This is a genomic window from Saccharothrix coeruleofusca (assembly GCF_017876325.1).
GTDB lineage: Bacteria > Actinomycetota > Actinomycetes > Mycobacteriales > Pseudonocardiaceae > Actinosynnema > Actinosynnema coeruleofuscum.
This window is the reverse complement of the sequence record NZ_JAGINV010000001.1, coordinates 2,237,416-2,255,020: the sequence shown is the minus strand read 5'-3', so window position 1 is coordinate 2,255,020 and position 17,605 is coordinate 2,237,416. Positions and strand designations below refer to the sequence as shown.

General features: G+C 72.9%; 18 protein-coding genes. 7 read left to right on the top strand and 11 right to left on the bottom strand.

From position 1 onward, the window contains the following. Window positions 1-7: 7 nt before the first annotated feature. The 6 genes from JOF41_RS10540 to JOF41_RS37710 form a co-directional block, all read right to left on the bottom strand. Window positions 8-1,066, bottom strand: a complete 1,059-nt coding sequence (locus tag JOF41_RS10540) for an ABC transporter ATP-binding protein (protein ID WP_209618166.1) — start codon at window positions 1,064-1,066, stop codon at window positions 8-10. Next, window positions 1,066-1,887 carry a carbohydrate ABC transporter permease gene (locus JOF41_RS37715; RefSeq protein WP_189226477.1) on the bottom strand — a complete coding sequence of 274 codons (822 nt, stop codon included), beginning with the start codon at window positions 1,885-1,887 and terminating at the stop codon, window positions 1,066-1,068. Before JOF41_RS37715 ends, JOF41_RS10540 begins: the two co-directional genes overlap by 1 nt. After that, on the bottom strand, window positions 1,884-2,765 hold the full coding sequence (locus JOF41_RS10530; protein ID WP_189226478.1) for a carbohydrate ABC transporter permease: 882 nt from the start codon (window positions 2,763-2,765) through the stop codon (window positions 1,884-1,886). Before JOF41_RS10530 ends, JOF41_RS37715 begins: the two co-directional genes overlap by 4 nt. Beyond that, on the bottom strand, window positions 2,752-4,164 hold the full coding sequence (locus JOF41_RS10525; protein WP_209618162.1) for an extracellular solute-binding protein: 1,413 nt from the start codon (window positions 4,162-4,164) through the stop codon (window positions 2,752-2,754). Before JOF41_RS10525 ends, JOF41_RS10530 begins: the two co-directional genes overlap by 14 nt. Window positions 4,165-4,272: 108 nt before the next feature. Continuing rightward, window positions 4,273-4,476, bottom strand: a complete 204-nt coding sequence (locus tag JOF41_RS10520) for a DUF2795 domain-containing protein (protein WP_189226480.1) — start codon at window positions 4,474-4,476, stop codon at window positions 4,273-4,275. A gap of 17 nt (window positions 4,477-4,493) precedes the next feature. Continuing rightward, window positions 4,494-4,628, bottom strand: a complete 135-nt coding sequence (locus JOF41_RS37710; RefSeq protein WP_268248859.1) for a hypothetical protein — start codon at window positions 4,626-4,628, stop codon at window positions 4,494-4,496. 183 nt (window positions 4,629-4,811) lie between these two features. On the opposite strand from JOF41_RS37710, the gene bla reads away from it, so the two are divergent. Then, a complete protein-coding gene (gene bla / locus JOF41_RS10515; RefSeq protein ID WP_307867360.1) occupies window positions 4,812-5,735 on the top strand; it encodes a class A beta-lactamase in 924 nt (307 codons plus the stop codon). A 53-nt stretch (window positions 5,736-5,788) separates the two neighbouring features. Here the strand turns inward: bla and JOF41_RS10510 are convergent, their stop codons facing one another. Continuing rightward, window positions 5,789-7,501: an alpha/beta hydrolase gene (locus JOF41_RS10510; RefSeq protein ID WP_229796175.1), complete on the bottom strand. Its 1,713-nt coding sequence runs from the start codon at window positions 7,499-7,501 to the stop codon at window positions 5,789-5,791. Between the two features lie 167 nt (window positions 7,502-7,668). Between JOF41_RS10510 and JOF41_RS10505 the strand changes: the two genes are divergently transcribed. From JOF41_RS10505 to JOF41_RS10495, 3 genes are read left to right on the top strand one after another with little or no spacing between them, the layout of a single operon-like run. Continuing rightward, a complete protein-coding gene (locus JOF41_RS10505) occupies window positions 7,669-8,124 on the top strand; it encodes a hypothetical protein (RefSeq protein ID WP_209618157.1) in 456 nt (151 codons plus the stop codon). A 5-nt stretch (window positions 8,125-8,129) separates the two neighbouring features. Beyond that, window positions 8,130-9,338, top strand: coding sequence for a sensor histidine kinase (locus JOF41_RS10500; protein WP_209618154.1), 1,209 nt, complete (start codon window positions 8,130-8,132; stop codon window positions 9,336-9,338). Between the two features lie 2 nt (window positions 9,339-9,340). Beyond that, on the top strand, window positions 9,341-9,985 hold the full coding sequence (locus JOF41_RS10495; RefSeq protein ID WP_209618151.1) for a response regulator: 645 nt from the start codon (window positions 9,341-9,343) through the stop codon (window positions 9,983-9,985). Here JOF41_RS10495 and JOF41_RS10490 read toward each other — a convergent pair. Together JOF41_RS10490 and JOF41_RS10485 are read right to left on the bottom strand one after the other, a co-directional pair. Next, window positions 9,978-10,439, bottom strand: coding sequence for an RDD family protein (locus tag JOF41_RS10490; RefSeq protein ID WP_189226485.1), 462 nt, complete (start codon window positions 10,437-10,439; stop codon window positions 9,978-9,980). The two genes, JOF41_RS10495 and JOF41_RS10490, sit on opposite strands and share 8 nt — an antisense overlap. A gap of 118 nt (window positions 10,440-10,557) precedes the next feature. Then, on the bottom strand, window positions 10,558-12,282 hold the full coding sequence (locus JOF41_RS10485) for a cellulase family glycosylhydrolase (protein ID WP_307867359.1): 1,725 nt from the start codon (window positions 12,280-12,282) through the stop codon (window positions 10,558-10,560). A gap of 295 nt (window positions 12,283-12,577) precedes the next feature. Here JOF41_RS10485 and JOF41_RS10480 point away from each other — a divergent pair, with 295 nt between their 5' ends. Beyond that, on the top strand, window positions 12,578-12,967 hold the full coding sequence (locus tag JOF41_RS10480) for a TerB family tellurite resistance protein (protein ID WP_189226487.1): 390 nt from the start codon (window positions 12,578-12,580) through the stop codon (window positions 12,965-12,967). A 32-nt stretch (window positions 12,968-12,999) separates the two neighbouring features. Further along, window positions 13,000-14,010: an LLM class flavin-dependent oxidoreductase gene (locus JOF41_RS10475; protein WP_209618145.1), complete on the top strand. Its 1,011-nt coding sequence runs from the start codon at window positions 13,000-13,002 to the stop codon at window positions 14,008-14,010. Between the two features lie 4 nt (window positions 14,011-14,014). Here the strand turns inward: JOF41_RS10475 and JOF41_RS10470 are convergent, their stop codons facing one another. Next, the gene (locus JOF41_RS10470; protein WP_307867358.1) at window positions 14,015-14,731 is read right to left on the bottom strand and encodes an MOSC domain-containing protein; all 717 of its coding nucleotides are present in this window, start codon (window positions 14,729-14,731) and stop codon (window positions 14,015-14,017) included. Window positions 14,732-14,954: 223 nt separating this feature from the next. Between JOF41_RS10470 and JOF41_RS10465 the strand changes: the two genes are divergently transcribed. Next, window positions 14,955-15,695 (top strand): SDR family NAD(P)-dependent oxidoreductase, encoded by a 741-nt coding sequence (locus tag JOF41_RS10465; protein WP_209618138.1) that lies wholly within the window; start codon window positions 14,955-14,957, stop codon window positions 15,693-15,695. Between the two features lie 6 nt (window positions 15,696-15,701). Here JOF41_RS10465 and JOF41_RS10460 read toward each other — a convergent pair whose 3' ends face one another. After that, the gene (locus JOF41_RS10460; protein ID WP_209618135.1) at window positions 15,702-17,393 is read right to left on the bottom strand and encodes a hypothetical protein; all 1,692 of its coding nucleotides are present in this window, start codon (window positions 17,391-17,393) and stop codon (window positions 15,702-15,704) included. Window positions 17,394-17,605 lie beyond the last annotated feature (212 nt).

Here is a 17,605-nt window from a genome sequence, read left to right as displayed (position 1 = left end):
GTCTTCCTCACCTCGAATCGAGCAGGCGTCCGTCCTCCGCCGCGTAGAGCAGCAACCGGCCCGGTGCCGCGGTCACCGCCATGCTCCGCCCCAACGCGGGCTCGTCCTGTTCCGGCACGGTCAGGCTGACCAGCGCTCCCCCGGCGCACTCCAGCGTCACCAACGAGGTGACGCCGAGGTTCTCCACGATGGACACGCGTCCGGTGATGCCGTGGTCGTCGACGCGCAGGTATTCGGGCCGCACGCCGACGATGACGCCGGTCCCGGACGCCAGGTGCGGCACCCGCGCCAAGCGCGCTCCCGCGCACTCGACGTGACCGTCCCGCACCACGGCGTCGAGCAGGTTCATCGGGGTGGAGCCGATGAAGTTGGCCACGAACGTGTCCGAGGGCCGCTGGAACACCTCGCGCGGGGTGCCGAGCTGGCGCACCCGTCCCGCGTCCATGACCGCGATCCGGTCGGCCAGCGCCAGCGCCTCGGCTTGGTCGTGCGTGACGAAGACCGTGGTGAGCCCCAAGTCGTGCTGCAGGCGCTTGAGGAAGGTCCTGGCCTCCAACCGCAGCCGGGCGTCCAGGTTGGACAGCGGCTCGTCCAGCAGCAGCACGTCGGCTTCCACGGCGAGCGCCCTGGCCAGCGCCGCGCGCTGCTGCTGGCCACCGGACAGCTGCCCCGGCCTGCGGTCCAGCAGCTCCGACAGGCTCAGGCCGGAGGCGACCCGCTCGGCGGTGCTCCGCTGGACCTCGCGGGGAGCGCGGCGCACGCGCAGCGGGTAGCCGACGTTCTCCGCCACCGTCATGTGGGGGAACAGCGCGTAGTCCTGGAACACCATGGCCACCCCGCGCGCACCCGGTGGCAGGCGCGTGACGTCCCGCGAACCGATGGTGACCGAACCCTCGGCGGCGGGTTCCAGGCCCGCGATCGTGCGCAGCAGCGTGGTCTTGCCGCAGCCGGACGGCCCCAGCAGGGCGAACAGCTCGCCGTCGGCGACGCGCAGGTCCAGCCCGTCCACCGCGCGGACCCCGTTCGGGTAGGTGGTGGACACCCCGGCGATGTCGATGGCGGCCATCAGCTCTTGATGCCTCCGTGGAATCGGAACCCGTAGCGCTTGTCGACCAGCACGTACAGCACGACCACCGGGATCGAGTACAGCAGCGAGAACACCGGGATCACCGCCAGGTTGACGCTGCCGCCCTCGTCCTGGAGCGTGCGCAGCAGCACCGCCGCCGGCTGCCTGCCCACGTCGCGCAGCAGCAGGAACGGCAGCAGGAAGTTGCCCCACGCGTTGACGAACGACCACACGAGCACCATCGCGATGCCCGGCCTGGCCACGGGGAGCACCACGTGGCCCAGCACCTGCCCCGCCGACGCGCCGAACACCCGCGCGGACTCCTCGTACGAACGCGGCACCGCGTCCACGAAGTCCTTGAGGATGAAGATCGCCGCGGGCAGCAGGCCGCCCGCGAGCACCAGGGCGGTGCCCAACCGCGAGTCGATCAGCCCCAGCTGGAGCATCAGCACGAAGATCGGGACCATCGCCGCGGTGCCGGTCACCACGCTGGACAGCAGCAGGAGCAGGTACAGCAGCGCGTCGCGGCCGGGGAGGCGCACCCGCGACAGCGCGTACGCGGCCAGCGCGGCGGAGGAGGTGGTCACCGCGCAGGCCACCAGGCACAGCAGCACCGAGTTGGCCAGGGACGTCAGCGCGTACGGGTGGGCGAGGGTGGCCCGCACGTTGGCCAGCGTCCAGTCCGGCCAGCGCAGGCCCAGTCCGGGCCGCGCGTCGAACGGCGCGCCCGCCAGCCACAGCATGGGCACCGCGAAGAACGCCAGCACCACCGCGATCAACGCGGAGGCTGCGATGCGGCGCACCACCCGCCGCGGCGTCACGCCCGCCTCCGCAGCAACCTCAGGTACACCAGCGCCACCAGCAGGTTGCCCACCAGCAGCAGCAGCGATATCGCCGAGGCGTAGCCGAGTTGACCGCTCTCCAGCGCCTGCCGGTAGATCAGCACGGGCAGCACCTCCGACTCGTGGTTCGGGCCGCCCGCGGTGAGCAGGAAGGGGGTGAAGTCGTTGGCCGTCCACAGGCTGATCAGCAGCGTGTTGGTCAGCACGTGCCCCCGGATGTGCGGGAACACCGCGTCGCGGACGGTCTGCCAGCCGTTCGCGCCCAGCAGCCGGGCGGTCTCCACCTGCGACGGCGGCACCGCGGCCAGCGCGGAGGTGTAGAGCAGCAGGGAGAACGCGGTGCCGCGCCAGATGTTGAACACCACCAGGCTGGCCATCGGGTACTCCACCAGCCACGCGGTCGCGGGCCGGTCCAGCAGCAGGCCCAGCGTGCCGCCGTCGCGGCTGAGCACCGCGAACCACAGGTAGGCCACCACCGGGCCGGGCAGGACCCAGGCCAGCAGCACCAGTCCCTCGACGGCGCGCCGCAGTCCGGGGCGCACCGGTCGCAGCAGCCAGGCCAGGGCGAAGCCCAGGACGTTCTGCCCGATCACCGCCGAGCACAGCGCGTACAGCGCGGTCAGCCGCACCGAGTTGCCGAACAGCGGGTCCGCCAGCGCGGTGCGGAAGTTCTCCGCGCCCACCACCTGGGGCTGGACCGCCGCGGGCCCGGTGAGCTGGTAGTCGGTGATGCCGATGTAGAGCGTCCACAGCGCCGGGAAGACCAGGAAGACCCCGATCAGCACCAGGGCCGGGGCGAGGAAGCCGAACGCCCGCACCGGGCCCAGACCGGCCGCGTCGCGGTCAGCCGCCCGCAACGGAGTCCTCGCCGACCGCCTTCACCAGCGCTTCCCGGTACGAGCGCGCGGCCTGCTCCGGTTCTCTCCCGGCCACCACGTCCGCGGTCGCCTGCTGCAGTGCCGCCGACACCTTCGGGTAGTCGGCCAGCGGGGGCCGGTACCGGGTGATCGGCAGTACTCGGTCGGCGATGAAGCCGAGCACCGGATCGCCCGCCAGCACCTCGTCGTTCACGTCCTGGCGCTGGGTGATCTGCGCGGTGCCCGCCAGCGACGACTTCACCGCCTCGGCGGAGTTGAGGAACCGGAGGAACTCCCAGGCCTGCCGGGGGTAGCGGGTGTCGGGGTTGATCACCCGCACGCCGCCGCCGGAGGTGCTGACGAAGTCCTGCCCGCCCACGCCCGCGCCGGGCCGCCGCGCCGGGATCAGCGCCCAGCCCACCGCCGTGTCGCGATCGGCCATCCTGGCCACGCCGCCCACCGGGTCCAGCACCGACCGCCAGAAGTAGTCGCTCTCCAGCAGGATGCCGATCCTGTTCTCGGCGAACAGCGCGAACGAGCGCTCGCGGCCGTTGGCCTCCTGCTGGAGCACCGGGTCGGCCAGGCCGTCGCGGTGGATGCGCCGGTAGAGCCCGAGCACGTCGCGGACGTGCGCCGTGTCGCCCTGCCACTTGCCGTCCTGGTGCACCAGCGCGCCGGTGCCCGCCAGTGCGGGCAGCACGCCCTGCATGGTGGTGGCCTCGCCCATCGCGGTGCCCGCGTTGAGCTGGAGCGGCCAGACGCCGGGCAGCGCCTTGAGCTTGGCCGCGGCGTCGAGCAGGTCGTCCCAGCTGCGCGGCTGCCACTGGACGGGCAGCCCGGCTTGGGCGAACAGCTTCTTGTTGTAGAACAGCACGCGCCCGTCGGTGCCCATCGGCACGCCGTAGCGCCTGCCCTCGAACTCGCCGAGGCCCTGCACCGCGTCGGGGATCTGCCGCCAGCCGTCCCACGCGTCGACCTCCGCCGCGCCGACCACCTCGTCCAGCGGGCGGACCTGCCCTGCCTGGGCGAACTCGCCGAGCCAGATGCCGTCCAGCTCCACCACGTCGGCGCCGCCGCCGGTCTTGAGGTCCAGCGCGACCTTGGTCTTGAAGTCCTCGTCCCCGGCGCCGTTCTGCTCGAACCGGACGGTCATCGCGACGCCCTTGGCCCGCTGCGCCTCGGTGAACCGGGGGATCACCCAGTTGGTGATCCAGTCCGCGCCGCGCGCGTTCTTCCCGCCCGACACCGCGTTGGCCACGATCGTGAGCGTGACCTCCTTGGCGTCGGCGTTGCGCGTCGGGTCCGCCTCCCGGGTCCGGCCGAGGCAGCCGGTCAGCAGGCCGGACACCGCCAGCAGGCAGCACACCACCCGCGGGGCGGTCGTCGTCGTCCGCCGCATGCGCCCTCCCACCCAGGGAGCCGATCGGTAGTCCACGCTCCAACATGGCAGCCGGTCGCGCGGCGCGCAGCGGCCTAACGGGCGATCAGCCGTTCGACACCGGGGGGCTCACGCACCGGGGTCCTCGGCGCTGACGGCCGCGAACACCGCGGACAGGTCGGCGTAGTCCCTCTTGGGGATCTCGCGCAGCGCCTGGACCGCGGTGGGGTCGCCGTGTCCGATGGCCGCGTCGAGCAGCGTGTTCCTGCTCGCCGGGAAGGCGACCTCGGCCAGGCAGTCCCTGAGGTGGTCGCGGACGGTGGGTTCGGGCATCGTCGCTCCTGATCCGGTCAGCCGCGCTCGGGCGTCTCGTCGTCCTGGTCCGGCAGCGAGGAGTCCTCCTCGCCGAGCCCTTCCTCCTGCTCGGTGGCGGGCTTGGCCTCGTCGGAGTCCTCTTCGGGACCGGGAACCGCTGTCTGCTCCATGCCGGTGCGATACCCGCTCCCCCACCCCCGAAACGCCCCGCGCCCCCCTTGAGCGGGGGCCGCCCCCACCGCCTGCCGTATGTCGTTTCAGCATGGAAGCGGCTGTTTCCGTCTTGGACAGCATGGATGGCCGTCCTGAGACTGGGCGTGACGACACCGGAGCACCGAACGAGAGGCACTTTCGTGTCCACCCGACGCATCACGGCCGCCACCATCGCCTTTCTCCTGGCGGCCTTCCTCCTGGCGGGCTGCACCGCGACGCCCACCACCACACCCACCACAGGGGCCACCGCGGCACCCAGCGCCCCATCCAGCACGACAGCCGCCCCCGCCGAGGCGGAGTTCGCACGACTGGAGCGGGAGTTCGACGCGGAACTCGGCGTGTACGCGGTGGAGACCGGCACGGGCAGGGAGGTCGCGCACCGGGCGGACCAGCGGTTCGCCTACGCCTCCACGATCAAGGCCCTGGCCACGGGCGCCGTGCTGCGGCGGCACGCCGTCGGCGAGCTGGAGCAGGTGGTGACGTACGCGCGGAGCGACCTGGTCGAGTACTCCCCCGTCACCGGGGACCGCGTGGGCACCGGCATGACGTTGCGCGAGGTGATGGACGCGGCCGTGCGCTACAGCGACAACACGGCCGGGAACCTGCTCTTCCGCGACCTGGGCGGCCCCGAGGGCCTCAACGCGGCGCTGCGCGCGATCGGTGACACCACGACCAAGGCGGCCAGGGTGGAGACCGAGCTCAACGAGGCCGTTCCGGGCGACGAGCGCGACACCAGCACCCCGCGCGCCCTCGCGGGCAGCCTGCGGGCCTACGCCCTGGGCGACGCCCTGCCCGAGGACCGCCGGGCGGTCCTGGTCGACCTGCTGCGCCGCAACACCACCGGGGCGGAGCTGATCCGGGCAGGCGTCCCGGAAGGCTGGGTCGTGGGCGACAAGACCGGCAGCGGCGGCTACGGCACGCGCAACGACGTCGCCGTGATCTGGCCGCCCGGCCGCGCCCCGATCGTCCTGGCCGTGCTGTCCGACCGCGACACCGCCGACGCCGACCACGACGACGCGCTGATCGCGCGGGCAGCCGCCGCGGCCGTCAACGCCCTGCGCTGACCACGTCTGCAAGTACTACCCGAGGGCCTCGGGTAGTACTTGCAGACGTCGGGTCAGGCGGCGTCGGCCGAGTTGGACTCGGTGATCCGCTCCTGGACCCGGTCGCGCAGCGGCGAGGCGGGCGGCACGGCCTGGCGGGCCGCCCCGCGCCGCTCGACCGGCCCGGCCACCGGGTGGACCTCGTCCTCACCGGGCAGCGGCACGCCGGGGCAGGTCGCGCTGGACGGCCGCGAGTTGTGCAGCAGGAACACGTTGACCATGCCGTCCACGCACGGGTTGCCCCCCACCGCGTACTGCCCGTGGAACGCCGAGTCGTCGACCGAGACCATGCTCACGCCGGGTGCCGCCCGGACCGCCGCGCCTGCCTGCTCGTAGCCGGTCTGCGGGTCGAACTCGCCCTGCACGACCAGCACCTTCCCGGCCACCCGCGCGGGCAGGTCCGGCAGCGCCTGGCGCGGCGCGTCGGACCAGAAGCCGCAGAACTCCGACAGCCCGTAGGCCCAGCCGAACAGCGGGTAGCGCGGCCCCTGCCGGTCGCTCAGCGACCGGTACCAGGCGGCGGAGCGGGTGGGCTGGTCGCCGCAGGCGACGGCGACCCTGGTGCCCGCCAGCCGCGTGTAGTCCTCCTCCAGCGCGGCGGCGATCCTGCGGGTGGTCAGCTGGGCGAGGGGGACGCCGTGCTCGGCGCGCGACCACGCGTCCAGCTCCGCCCGCACCCCGGCGGCCACGGCCGCCTCGGGCGCCTGTCCGCGCATCTCGCCGACCGCGAGGGCGAACAGCGCCGCGCCGAGCACCCAGCGCAGCTCGCTGCCCATGCCGACGAAGACGCCGTCGAAGGCGTCGGGGGCCAGTACGCGCTCGGCCTTGAGGTAGGCGCGGGCCTGCTCCCAGGTCTGCTTGGCCTGAGCGGGCGTGGCGCCGACCAGGTCGGCGAAGTGGCGGGTCATCCACGGCAGGAACACGTCGTCGAACTGGCGCTGGCCGATGACCGGGAAGGCCTCGAAGGCGGCCTGGAGCCTGCCCTGCCAGTTGACGCTGGAGTCCAGCACCACCTTGCCCGCGCTGTCCGGGAACAGCGACGCGTACTTCGCGCCGAGCCACGTGCCGTAGGAGTAGCCCAGGTAGTTCAGGCGCGTCTCGCCGAGCAGCCGCCGGATCAGCTCCATGTCGTGGGCGGTCTGCCAAGTGGTGATGTACGGCGTCAGCGCCTCGCTCTGGCACGCCTCGGCGATGGCGCGCGGCGCCTTCTGGTGCTCGGCGATGCTGTCCGCGGACCGGTCGCGGGCGTCGAGGTCCTGCCGGGTGGACAGCCTGCCGTTGGGGATCTCGCACACCAGGCCGGGGTCCTCGGCCTGCGCGCCTTCGCGCCCGGTGCCGCGGGGGTCCATGCCGATGAACGCGTACCGCTCGCTGACCGCGGGCTGCAGCGCGGCCAGCGCCCCGGCCAGCGAGGAGCCTTGGCCGCCGGGGCCGCCGGGGTTGACCAGCAGGGCGCCCAGGCGCTCGCCGGTGGCCTCCACCCGGCTGATCTGGATCTTCAGGTCCACGCCCGAGGTCGGCGCGGCCCAGTCGCGGGGCACGGTCACCAGCGCGCACTGCGCGGGGCGCGCGTCCTCGGGTGTGTCGAAGGGGCACGCGCCCCAGGTGAGCTGCTGGTCGTCGTAGGTGTCGAACGGATCGTCCGCGGCGTGCGCGACAGCGGTGGTGCCGGTGAGCACCAGCACCGCTGCCAACGTCGTCGCCACGTTCCCGGTGAGGCGGCGCAAGGTGCTGCCCTTTCGAGGGGGGACCTGGGACGGGCCGATCATCACCGACCGGGCCGATCGGCGACCACGGCCGTTCGTTGATCCTCCGAGCACCGGCATCGGCCGAAAGGACTAGGGGGATTCCCGTTGCGTGACAGTCCTTTTCGGTCATTCCGTAAGCTCCGGGCATGGCATCTCCCACTGCGCCTCCGCGCGCCGTCACCGCGGCTTTCCTGGCGTTCCTGACCTACGCGGCGACCGCGCTGGCCTCCGGCGTGGTCGTGCTCGCCGCGCGGCCCGAGTTCGAGGACGCGGTGCGCGCGTCGAACCTGCGCTCCTCACCGCGGCTGACCGAGGACCAGGTCCGGGGGACCGCCTCGGCCGGTCAGGGCGTCCTGCTCGTCCTCACCACCCTGGTCGCGCTGGTCTACCTGTGGCTGGCGGTCAAGTTCCGGGCCGGGCGGAACTGGGCGCGGGTCGTGCTGGCGGTGAGCACGCTGCTGCAGCTGGCCGCCCTGGTGACCGGCGAGCGCAAGCACGCCGTCGAGCGGGCCGGCTTCGTGGTCGCCGTGATCGGCACCGCGCTCGGCTACGCGCCTTCCTCCAACGCCTACATCGCCGCGGTGCGGGCGGCGAGGGACTGACCTGCATGACCGCACCCGGTGTGCAGGCGCGACGAGGAGTGCTCGTGGCCGAGATCGCCGCGCTGGTGGCGACGACCGCCGTGGACAGCGCGCTGGCGGTCCGCTGGCAAGCCCCCTCGGGGGTGGCCACGCCCCTGCTGGCCACCGCGGTGCCGCCGGTGGGCACCGCGGTCGCCGTGCTGGCCGCGCTGCGTCGCCGGTTCCCCCGGCGGATCGGCGGTCTGGGCGCGGCGGTGGTCGGCCTGTCGCTGCTGAGCACCGGTTTCAGCGCCTTGACCGACACCCTGGACTGGGGATCGACCGCCTACCCGGCGACCACCGAGGTGCTCGCCTGCGTCCTGCTGGTCGGCGCCGGGTGCAGGCGCCTGCCACCCGTGGGGGCGGTGGTGCTGGCGGCAGCCGCCGGTGCGGCCGTCGTGGCCGCTCCGGTGGTGCGCCACGGTCTGGACTCCCCCGCCGCGCTGCTGGCCGCGCCCGCCGCCCTGCTGTGGGGCGTGGCGCTGGCGGTCGGCCTGGTCCTGCGCGATGCCGATGCCCGTCATCTGGCCGCGCTCGACCGGGTGCGCACGAACGAACGGCTGCAGCTGGCGAGGGAGCTGCACGACCTGGTCGCGCACCACGTCAGCGGTATCGTCGTGCGCGTGCAGGCCGCACGCGCCCTTTCGGGCAATCCCTCGGTGCCGGAGCAGGAATCCGCCGCGGTCTACGCCGACATCGAGCGAGCGGGGGCGGAAGCACTGGTGGCGATGCGGAGACTGGTGGGCATGTTGCGCAGCACCGAGCACGCCCTTCCCCCACCCGACTCCCGGTTGGGCGACGTGGTGCGCGCCGTGGCCGCCGACCGGGCCGTGGTGGACGTGGCGGAGGAACTGGACGACCTGCCGGTTCCGCCGGAGCTGTCGGGCACCGTCCACCGGGTGCTGCTGGAAGCGCTGACCAACGTCCAGCGGCACTCCCCGGAGGCGACCGAGGTCCGCGTCACCGCGCGGGTCGAGGACGACCACCTGGTGCTCGACGTCGGCAACGACGGTGTGCCCGAGCGGCCCGCCGACCGACACGGGGGTTATGGGATCACCGGCATGACCGAGCGGGTCGCCGCCCTGGGCGGCACGCTGGAGGCCGGGCCCCGGCCGGCCGGGCGGTGGCACACCACCGCGCGGTTGCCGATGGGGCCGGAGGAAACGCCGTTCGGCCACCTGCCGAGGGGGGTGTGACGGTGATCCGCGTGCTCATCGCCGACGACCAGACCCTGGTGCGCACCGGTTTCCGGCTGATCCTCGACGCCGAGCCCGACATCGAGGTGATCAGCGAGGCGCCGGACGGCGAGGCCGCGGTGCGGCTGGCCAGGCAGCTGCGCCCCGACGTCACGCTGATGGACCTGCGGATGCCGAAGCTGGACGGGCTGCGCGCGACCGAGCTGCTGGCCGGGCCGGACGTGCCCGACCCGCTGAAGGTGGTCGTGGTGACCACCTACGACGTGGACGAGAACGTCTACGCCGCGCTGCTGGCCGGGGCCAGCGGGTTCCTGCTCAAGGACGCCGGGCCGCGACTGCTGGTCGAGGCGGTGCACGCCGCGGCCAAGGGCGAGGCGATGGTCTCGCCGTCGGTGACCGTGCGGCTGCTCGCCCACTTCACCGGCCGCGCGCCGCGGGGCGGGCGGTCCGACATCCCCCTGACCGCGCGGGAAGCCGACGTGGTGCGGGCGGTCGCCAGGGGCCGGACGAACGTGGAGGTCTCGGCCGACCTGGGGATCTCGCTGTCCACGGTCAAGACGCACCTGGCGAGCGTGCAGAACAAGCTGGGCGCCCGCAACCGCACCGAGATCGCCGTCTGGGCGTGGGAGAACCGCCTGGTCACCTGACCGCGCGCACGACCAGCGTGCGCGCCACCAGGTCGCCCAGCCGCTGGTGGCGCGGCGTGAGGGCGATGAGCGCGGCGCCCACCAGGCACAGGAAGATGCCGTCCACGGTCATCAGCAGCGACCTCAGCAGGTAGGCGCGCAGCGGCGGCTTCCCGCCCCGCAGGGTGGTGATCCGCAGGCCCAGCCAGCGCATCGCGGGCGTGGCGCCGCCGTGCCGGTGCGGGTACCACACCTCGATCCACACCGAGCCGAGGAACACCGCGGCGATGTAGGTGTAGAGGGGGATGTCGAAGAACAGCCGCGGCGTGCCGCCCAGCTTGACCACGGCGATCCCGACGCCCACGCCCAGCGCCGCGACCAGCAGCGATCCGATGAACAGCAGCAGGCAGTCGAGCGCGTACTGCAGGTACCGGCGCAGCACCACGCCGCCGCCGGTCTCCACGGCATCCGTCACAGCGGTCATCGTCCCACAAGCATGCCTCTGTCCTGTGTGGACTGCTCCGACCTCGTGCCGCACGTCGCCGCGAGTGCCGGTGATGAGCACGCGGAAGGCCCACGACCTCCTGGGGTGATCAGGCCGTGGTGCCGGTGACCGAGTCGCCGGACTTGGTGACGTAGTAGGTGACCGTGGTGCCGCTCCAGTAGTGGAACGTGAGCGTCACGCGAGCGCCGTCGTCGACCTCGGCGAAGAACTCGGCCTTCAGCGCCGTGGTCCCGCCGCTGTAGTCCGGCGCGAAGGTGCGGTCGAACTCCTTGAACGAGGTCCAGTCGTGCGGGCCCGCGTTGCTGCCGTCCGCGTACTTGGCCTCCATGGTGGCCAGCAGGTCGCCGCGGAAGTCCGTCGGGACGGCGAAGGACGCCGTGGTCCCGGTGGCGCTCCGCAACACCGGCGGGTCGTAGGTGATGATGTTGATCCGCCACGGCACACCACGGGAGAAGCGCGCCGACAGCACCGCGTTGGTGCCGTAGGCCCGCGCCCCCGCCAGCCTGGTCAGCGCGGCGGCGGTCAGCGTGAGCTGATCGCCCTGGACGGTGTAGTCGGTGCCGCGCGCCAGGTCGGTCGATCCGTGCCGCAGGCCGACGAACGAGGTGCCGTTGAGGTTGAGCGCGATGGTCTTGGCGGTGATCGCGCTCGCGCGGGCGTTGAAGACCTGGTCGGTCGACGCGGTGCCGGAACGCGTGGTCCAGCTGGACTTGATCTGCGCGATCAGCTCCGGGTCGCGCCACTGGAACGACGTGCGGTCGAAGTGCTGGCCGTTGTCCCAGAGCATGGTGGTGAGCAGGCGGGAGCGCGCGTGGTGGCCGAGGTACTCGAAGAACTTCAGCTTCTCGCCCTGCTGGATGGTGCCGGTGTGGCGGTCGAAGCCCAGCAGCCCGTACTCGCCGATGATGACCGGGATGCCGCGGGCGACGAACGTGCTGTGGACGCGGTCGAAGGCGTCGGTCAGGTCCTTGCGCGCCGTGGCGTCGAAGCGCGTGCCGCCCGCGACGTTGACGCTGAAGGGCCAGTAGCCGTAGTAGTGCACGGTCGCGGCCAGGTTGGGGTCGTCCATCGCTTCGATGGTCGACGCGAGCTCGTCGAGCCGCGCCTGGTCGGCGGAGGTGTGCAGGGTCGGCAGCACCAGCAGGCGGGTGGCGTTGACGCCGCCGGAGCGGCGCACGGCGGTGCGGAAGGAGGTGTTGAGCTCCTCCAGCAGCGCCGCGTTCTGCGCGTCGCCGGAGCTGCCGGTGAACTGCGGCTCGTTGACGCTCTCGAACACCAGCTTCGGCGAGGAGTCGCGGAACTCGGCCGCCAGCCGCGTCCAGATCGCGTTGTAGCGGGCGAGCACGCCCGCGCGGTCGGCGGGCATGGCGGAGATCCACTGCCACGAGTCGTGGTGGACGTTGATCATGACGTGGAAATCGCCCGCCAGTGCCCAGCCGACCACCTCCTTGACGCGGTCGAGGTAGGCCGCCTCGATGGCGTAGTCGGGCGCGCCGCCCTGGTGCTGGCCCCAGGTCACCGGGATGCGGATGCTCCGGAACCCCTGGGCCCGGACATTGGCCAGCAGCTCCCTGGTGATCCGCGGGTTGCCCCACGAGGTCTCGTCCGCGCCGGTGGAGTCCAGCGAGTTGCCCAGGTTCCAACCCGGCTGCATGGCGGCGACCTCGGCCATCGCGTCCCCGGCGAAGGGGTGGCCTGCGGTGGTCGCCGCGGCGCTGTTGGCGGTCACCACGCCCGCGCCCACCAGCAGCGCGGCCGCGCCACCAGCCAGCAGAGCTGTCCACCGGCGGCTGCCGCCCGTTCTCCCGCTCACCCGCGCCATAACGCTCCTCGCGATCACGGCGGCGTTTTCGACGCCACTTCCCGACGATGTTGGCCGCGATCGCGGCAGCCGGGCAAGGGTTTCGACGCGAGCGTTGGGGGAAAGAGAGCTGTTCAGCATTGTTCGACAGCTCTTCGAAAGACGTTCGACGATTGCCCGGTCGAATTCGACCGCACTGTTCGCCGGTCCGCCGCGGCGCAGCGGACCCAGTGCCGCCCGCAGCACCTCCGGCCACTCTCCCCGCCTTCGCGATCAAGCCGGCGGCTGCGCCTCTAGAGTTGTCCACATGAGTCGTTACACGGACCAGGAGGGCCGGACGCTGCGCACGGCCGTCTACGGCGCGATGGTGCTGGTGTCGGTCGCGGAAGAGGGTTCGCTCGACGAGGAGAGCTACGCGGGCGTCAAGGCGATGTCCACTTTGTCGCCCGAACTGCAAGAAGTGATCGGCGCCGAAGCTCCGCGCCTGCCCGCGGGCTCGATGGCCGACGTCGAGCACGGCGTCCTGGCCGCGCTGCGCGACTCGATGGCGATCCTGGGCAGCCGGTCCGCCCAGGAGGCGGACGCGTTCGCCGACGCTGTGCTGGCGATCTGCGCCGAGGTGGCCTCGGCCGACGGAACCGTCGGGCGAGCCGAGCACGCCGCGGTGGGTAGGGTCAGGGCAGCGCTCGGCCGCTGACCGCGCCGGGCCCGCCCACGGGGAGGAGTGCCGTGTCGCCCGCACTGCGCAGACTGGGTTTCCTGACCATCGGCCTGTTCGACGGCGACGACCCCAGGGCTGGTCACGAGGCCACGCTGAAGATCATCGAGCTGGGCGAGCAGCTGGGCTTCGACAGCGCGTGGGTGCGCCACCGACACCTCCAGTACGGCATCTCCTCACCCGTCGCCGTGCTGGCGGCGGCCTCGCAGCGCACCAGCCGCATCCAGCTGGGCACCGCCGTCATCCCGGTGGGCTGGGAGAACCCGCTGCGGCTGGCCGAGGACCTGGCGACGGTGGACGTGCTGTCCGGTGGGCGGCTCAACCCCGGCGTCAGCATCGGAGCACCGATGCACTACGAGCGGGTCAAGGACGCGCTGTACCCGGACACCGCCGAGGTGGAGGACTTCAGCTACGAGCGGGTGCGCAGGCTGCTGGGCTTCGTGCGCGGCGAGCCCGCGACGTCCTTCAGCGGCACCGAGGGCTTCGAGGTCTACTCCGACCGCGTGCAGCCCCACTCCCCCGGCCTGGGCGATCGGATGTGGTACGGCGGCGCGAGCCTGGGCTCGGCGCGGTGGGCAGGCCAGCACGGGATGAACTTCCTGACCAGCAACGTGGTCAAGGCCGAGGAGTCGGAGGACTTCGCCGCCGTCCAGCGCTCGCACGTCGAGGCGTTCCGCGCCCACCACCCCGACGGCGAGCGCGCCCGCGTCTCGCAGGGGCTGGTGGTGGTCCCGACCGACAGCGCCTCGGCCGAGCAGCGCGCCAAGTACGAGGACTACGCGCGCGAGCGGCTGCCGCGCACCGCCACGCCGCAGGGCCCGGCTCGGCTGATGTTCGCGCCGGACCTGGTCGGCACGTCGGCCGAGATCGCCGACCGGCTGCACGCCGATCCCGCGTTCCAACTGGTCGACGAGGTGGCGTTCGCGCTGCCGTTCACCTTCGCGCACGAGGACTACGTGCAGATCCTCACCGACATGGCCACCCGGCTCGGCCCCGCCCTGGGGTGGTCCCCGGCCGCCTGATCCCTCACCCCGAGGCAGCGGCGACTCCCGCCGACCGGTCCGCGCGCAGGACCACCGCGTCGCCGACGGCGACGCGCCCCGGCGACACGACCGACGCGTACACGCCCAGCGTCATGCCGTGCTCACGGGCGATCCGGCGCAGCACACCCGGATCGCGCCGCGCGGTCACCGGGTCGACGCCCACCACCGCGCAGCGCCGGTCCGGCCGGTCCACCCTGATCACGGCCGCGCCGATGGTCAGCACCGAGCCCACCCACGCGTCCTCGGCGAACCCGCCCGCCGCCTCGACCAGCACGTTGGACCGGAACCGGAGGACGTCGGGCGCCCCGACCCCCGCCGCGCTGCCCGTGCTCAGCAGCGACAGGGGCGCCGCGTCGAACACGCCCCGGTCCAGCTTCACCGGCCGCGCGCCCAGCGCCTCGGCCAGCACCGGGGACAGCACGTCGTGCTCGTCCCCGGACGGCGTGCGCACCACCACCGGCGACCGGTCGGCGTCCCGCGGGTCGAGCAGTCGGGGGCGGTGCAGGACCAGGTCGGGCCGCTGGCGCAAGGTCAGCCAGGGGAAGCCGCTGCCCCGCGCGTCGTCGCGGACGAACCCCCACCTGCGGTCGCCGCCGATCCCGTGCCACGACACGTCGGCCCGCTCCAGCGCCTCGCCCGCCATGGACTTGACCGGGTAGCGGTGCAGCGCGACGACTCGACCGACCACTGCGGACGACACAGCGCCTCCTCGGGTGGAGGCGCCCTTGGTGCTCACGACGTAGACCGAGCGTGGCGGAATCGCTTCCGTCGCAGCGCCTCTCGGCCCGTGGCCGGATCGTGGCACACGTCGCGGGAGCGGGCAAACCGACGCCCGCACCGCCGTTTGCCGCTTCGGCAACGAAACTTGGCCCCTCCTGCCCGGTGTCGCAGCATCGCAACCCCCACTTGCGAGGAGCAGCAGCATGAAGATCGACCTGTCCGGATCGTCCGCCCTGGTGACCGGGGCGACCGCGGGCATCGGCCGGGCCACCGCGCTCGCGCTGGCCGAACTCGGCGCACGAGTCGTGGTGCACGGCCGCGACCCCGAACGCGGCGCCGACACCGTCGCCCGCATCGCGGCCGTGGGCGGGCGGGCCCGGTTCGTCACCGCCGACCTCTCCGACGCCGACGCCGTGCGCGGGCTGGCCGCCGACGCGGGCGAGGTCGACATCCTGGTCAACAACGCGGCGGTGTTCCAGTTCACCACGACCCCGGACACCGACACCGCCACCTTCGACCTCCACGTCGAGGTGAACCTGCGCGCACCGTTCCTGCTGGTGCAGGCCCTGGTTCCGGCGATGGTCCGGCGCGGGCGCGGCGCCGTGGTCAACGTCAGCAGCGGAGCGGCCACGGTGCCGGGCCCCGGCGGGGGCATCTACGGCGGCACGAAGGCCGCGCTGGAACTGCTGACCAAGTCCTGGGCCGCCGAGTTCGGCCCCCACGGCGTCCGGGTCAACGCGGTCGCCGCGGGGCCGACCCGCACCGAGGGCACCGCCGCGTTCGGCGCGGGGTTCGAGGAGGTGGGCAGGTTCACGGCGCTGGGACGGCTCGCCGAACCCGAGGAGATCGCCGCCGCCATCACCTTCCTCGCCTCCCCCGCGGCGGGCTACGTCAACGGCGCGGTGCTCCAGGCCATCGGCGGGATGCCCGCCACGGGCGGCTGACCGGGATCACGCGCCCTCGTAGTCCACCTTGTCGTGGAAGCTCCACCGCACTCCCACGCGGATCGCGCCGTCCCAGGCGGCGGCGTAGGGCCACTGGGTCATGCCGCGCATCTCGATCACCCTGCGGTCGAGGCGGTACGCGCCCGAATCGTGCTGACCGGGCAGGCTGTGCACGTACTGCGCGGTGTTCGTCGGCAGGACGAGGACGCCGGTCGCGGTGCCGTAGTAGTCGTCGGCCATCCCGCCGATGATCCCGGAGATCACGATCGCGGCCGCGGCCGCGACCCAGGCGACCACGAACGCGGCGGTGGAGCCCACCAGGCCCGCGATCCAGGAGGCGACGTCGATGCCCGCGTTGACCAACTGCTGGGCGTTCTTCTCGAGGTACTCGTCCAGCTTCTCCTCCAGGTACTCGCGGATGATCCCGTCGATCTCGGGCGTGAGCACCTCCTGGGACAGCTCGGCCATGTCGGCCTGCCACCGGCCGATCGCGTCACCGCTGTCCTCCTCCAGCACCGAGACCACCAGCAGGTAGGTGCGCGGCCAGTTGGGCGCGACCGGGAACCCCAGCGCGAAGTCCTCGTGGACGTGCAGCGCCTTCGACGGCGGCTTGGCGTCGGGGTCGATCGTCACCGACGTGGCGAACTCGGCCTGGGTGGTGCCCTTGGGGCTGCTCAGGGGGCGGATCTCCTGGACGAAGCCCATGAGGTGGAACTCCTCGTCGCCCACCTCGTCCTGCTCTGCCGCCACCTCCAGCGAGTCGAGGTGGCAGGTCAGTCCGGTGTAGACCGCCACCGGCCCGGTGAACTCCGGCGGTGGCCCGCCCGCGACCGCGCTGTGGGTGATGGTGACCGGTTTCGACGCCGGGCCGACCGGCTCGGCCGGGACCTTCTTGCCCGCCATCCCCACGACGTAGGAGGGCAGCACCACCGGATCGCTGTACGGGGTGACCCGCACGACGTACTTCTGGGGCGCCTGGGGCGGGGTGGCGGGCAGGTACTGGCCCAGGTCGATGGACCAGCTCGCCCCCGGCACTCCGGCCAGGCCCTTGCCCAGGTGGACTTCCACACCGCCCGGCTGCACGTGGTAGAGGTCCCAGCGCCCGTGCTCGGCGCCCGCTTCCCCGGTGCCCCAGTGGAACTGGAGCACGGCGGGGGCAGCCAGCACGATCTCGGTCCACGTCCACGAGGCGTCCCCGTTGGAAGTACCGCCCTTGACCCACGTCTTGGGCGCGGTCCCGAGGGTTTCCGGCGTCGTGGACAGGTGGCCGGTGATGTCCTGCGCGATCTCGACGGCGTGGCTGTCCAGGTGCGCCCGCACCGCGCTCTTCAGCAGCGCGCCCAGCTCCGGGTGCAGCCCCGCGCTGCCCGCCCACTCCTCCAGCCGGTCGGTGTGCGGGCCGAAGACGTCGCGGAGCTGGTCGGGTGTTCCGGCGAGGAGCCGGTCGGCCCGGCGACGCACCGCCGCGCGACGGTCCTCAGCCAAACGCGAGTACGCCTCGCGCACCAGGGCGGCGATGCTCCCGGCCTGCGTTGGGCGGTCCACCCCGGCCGCCGCCGCGACGGTGGCGCGGTTCAGCGTCCCCGCGAATGCGGCGGCGAATTCGCGCTGCTCCCGGAACACCGGTCCGGTCGGGTCCAGCGGGCCGTGAGGAGGGGTTCGCGTGCTGGTGATGCGTCGCGCGGGCGACCTGGTCATCTGTCCTCCGCTTCCGTGTTCTCCCGGTCGTCGCCGACCGGGCTGCGCGGAGCGTATGGACGATTCCGGAATGGCGGCACGTCCGGAGGGGAAGGCGAATGGGCGGACGGCGGAAAAGGTGGTGGACGCCCGAGCTTCCCGCACGGGGGCGGACAGCCGCCGACACGGCCGGGCAATTTTCCGCGAGGGGGAGGTGGATTCCGCCGCTGCGC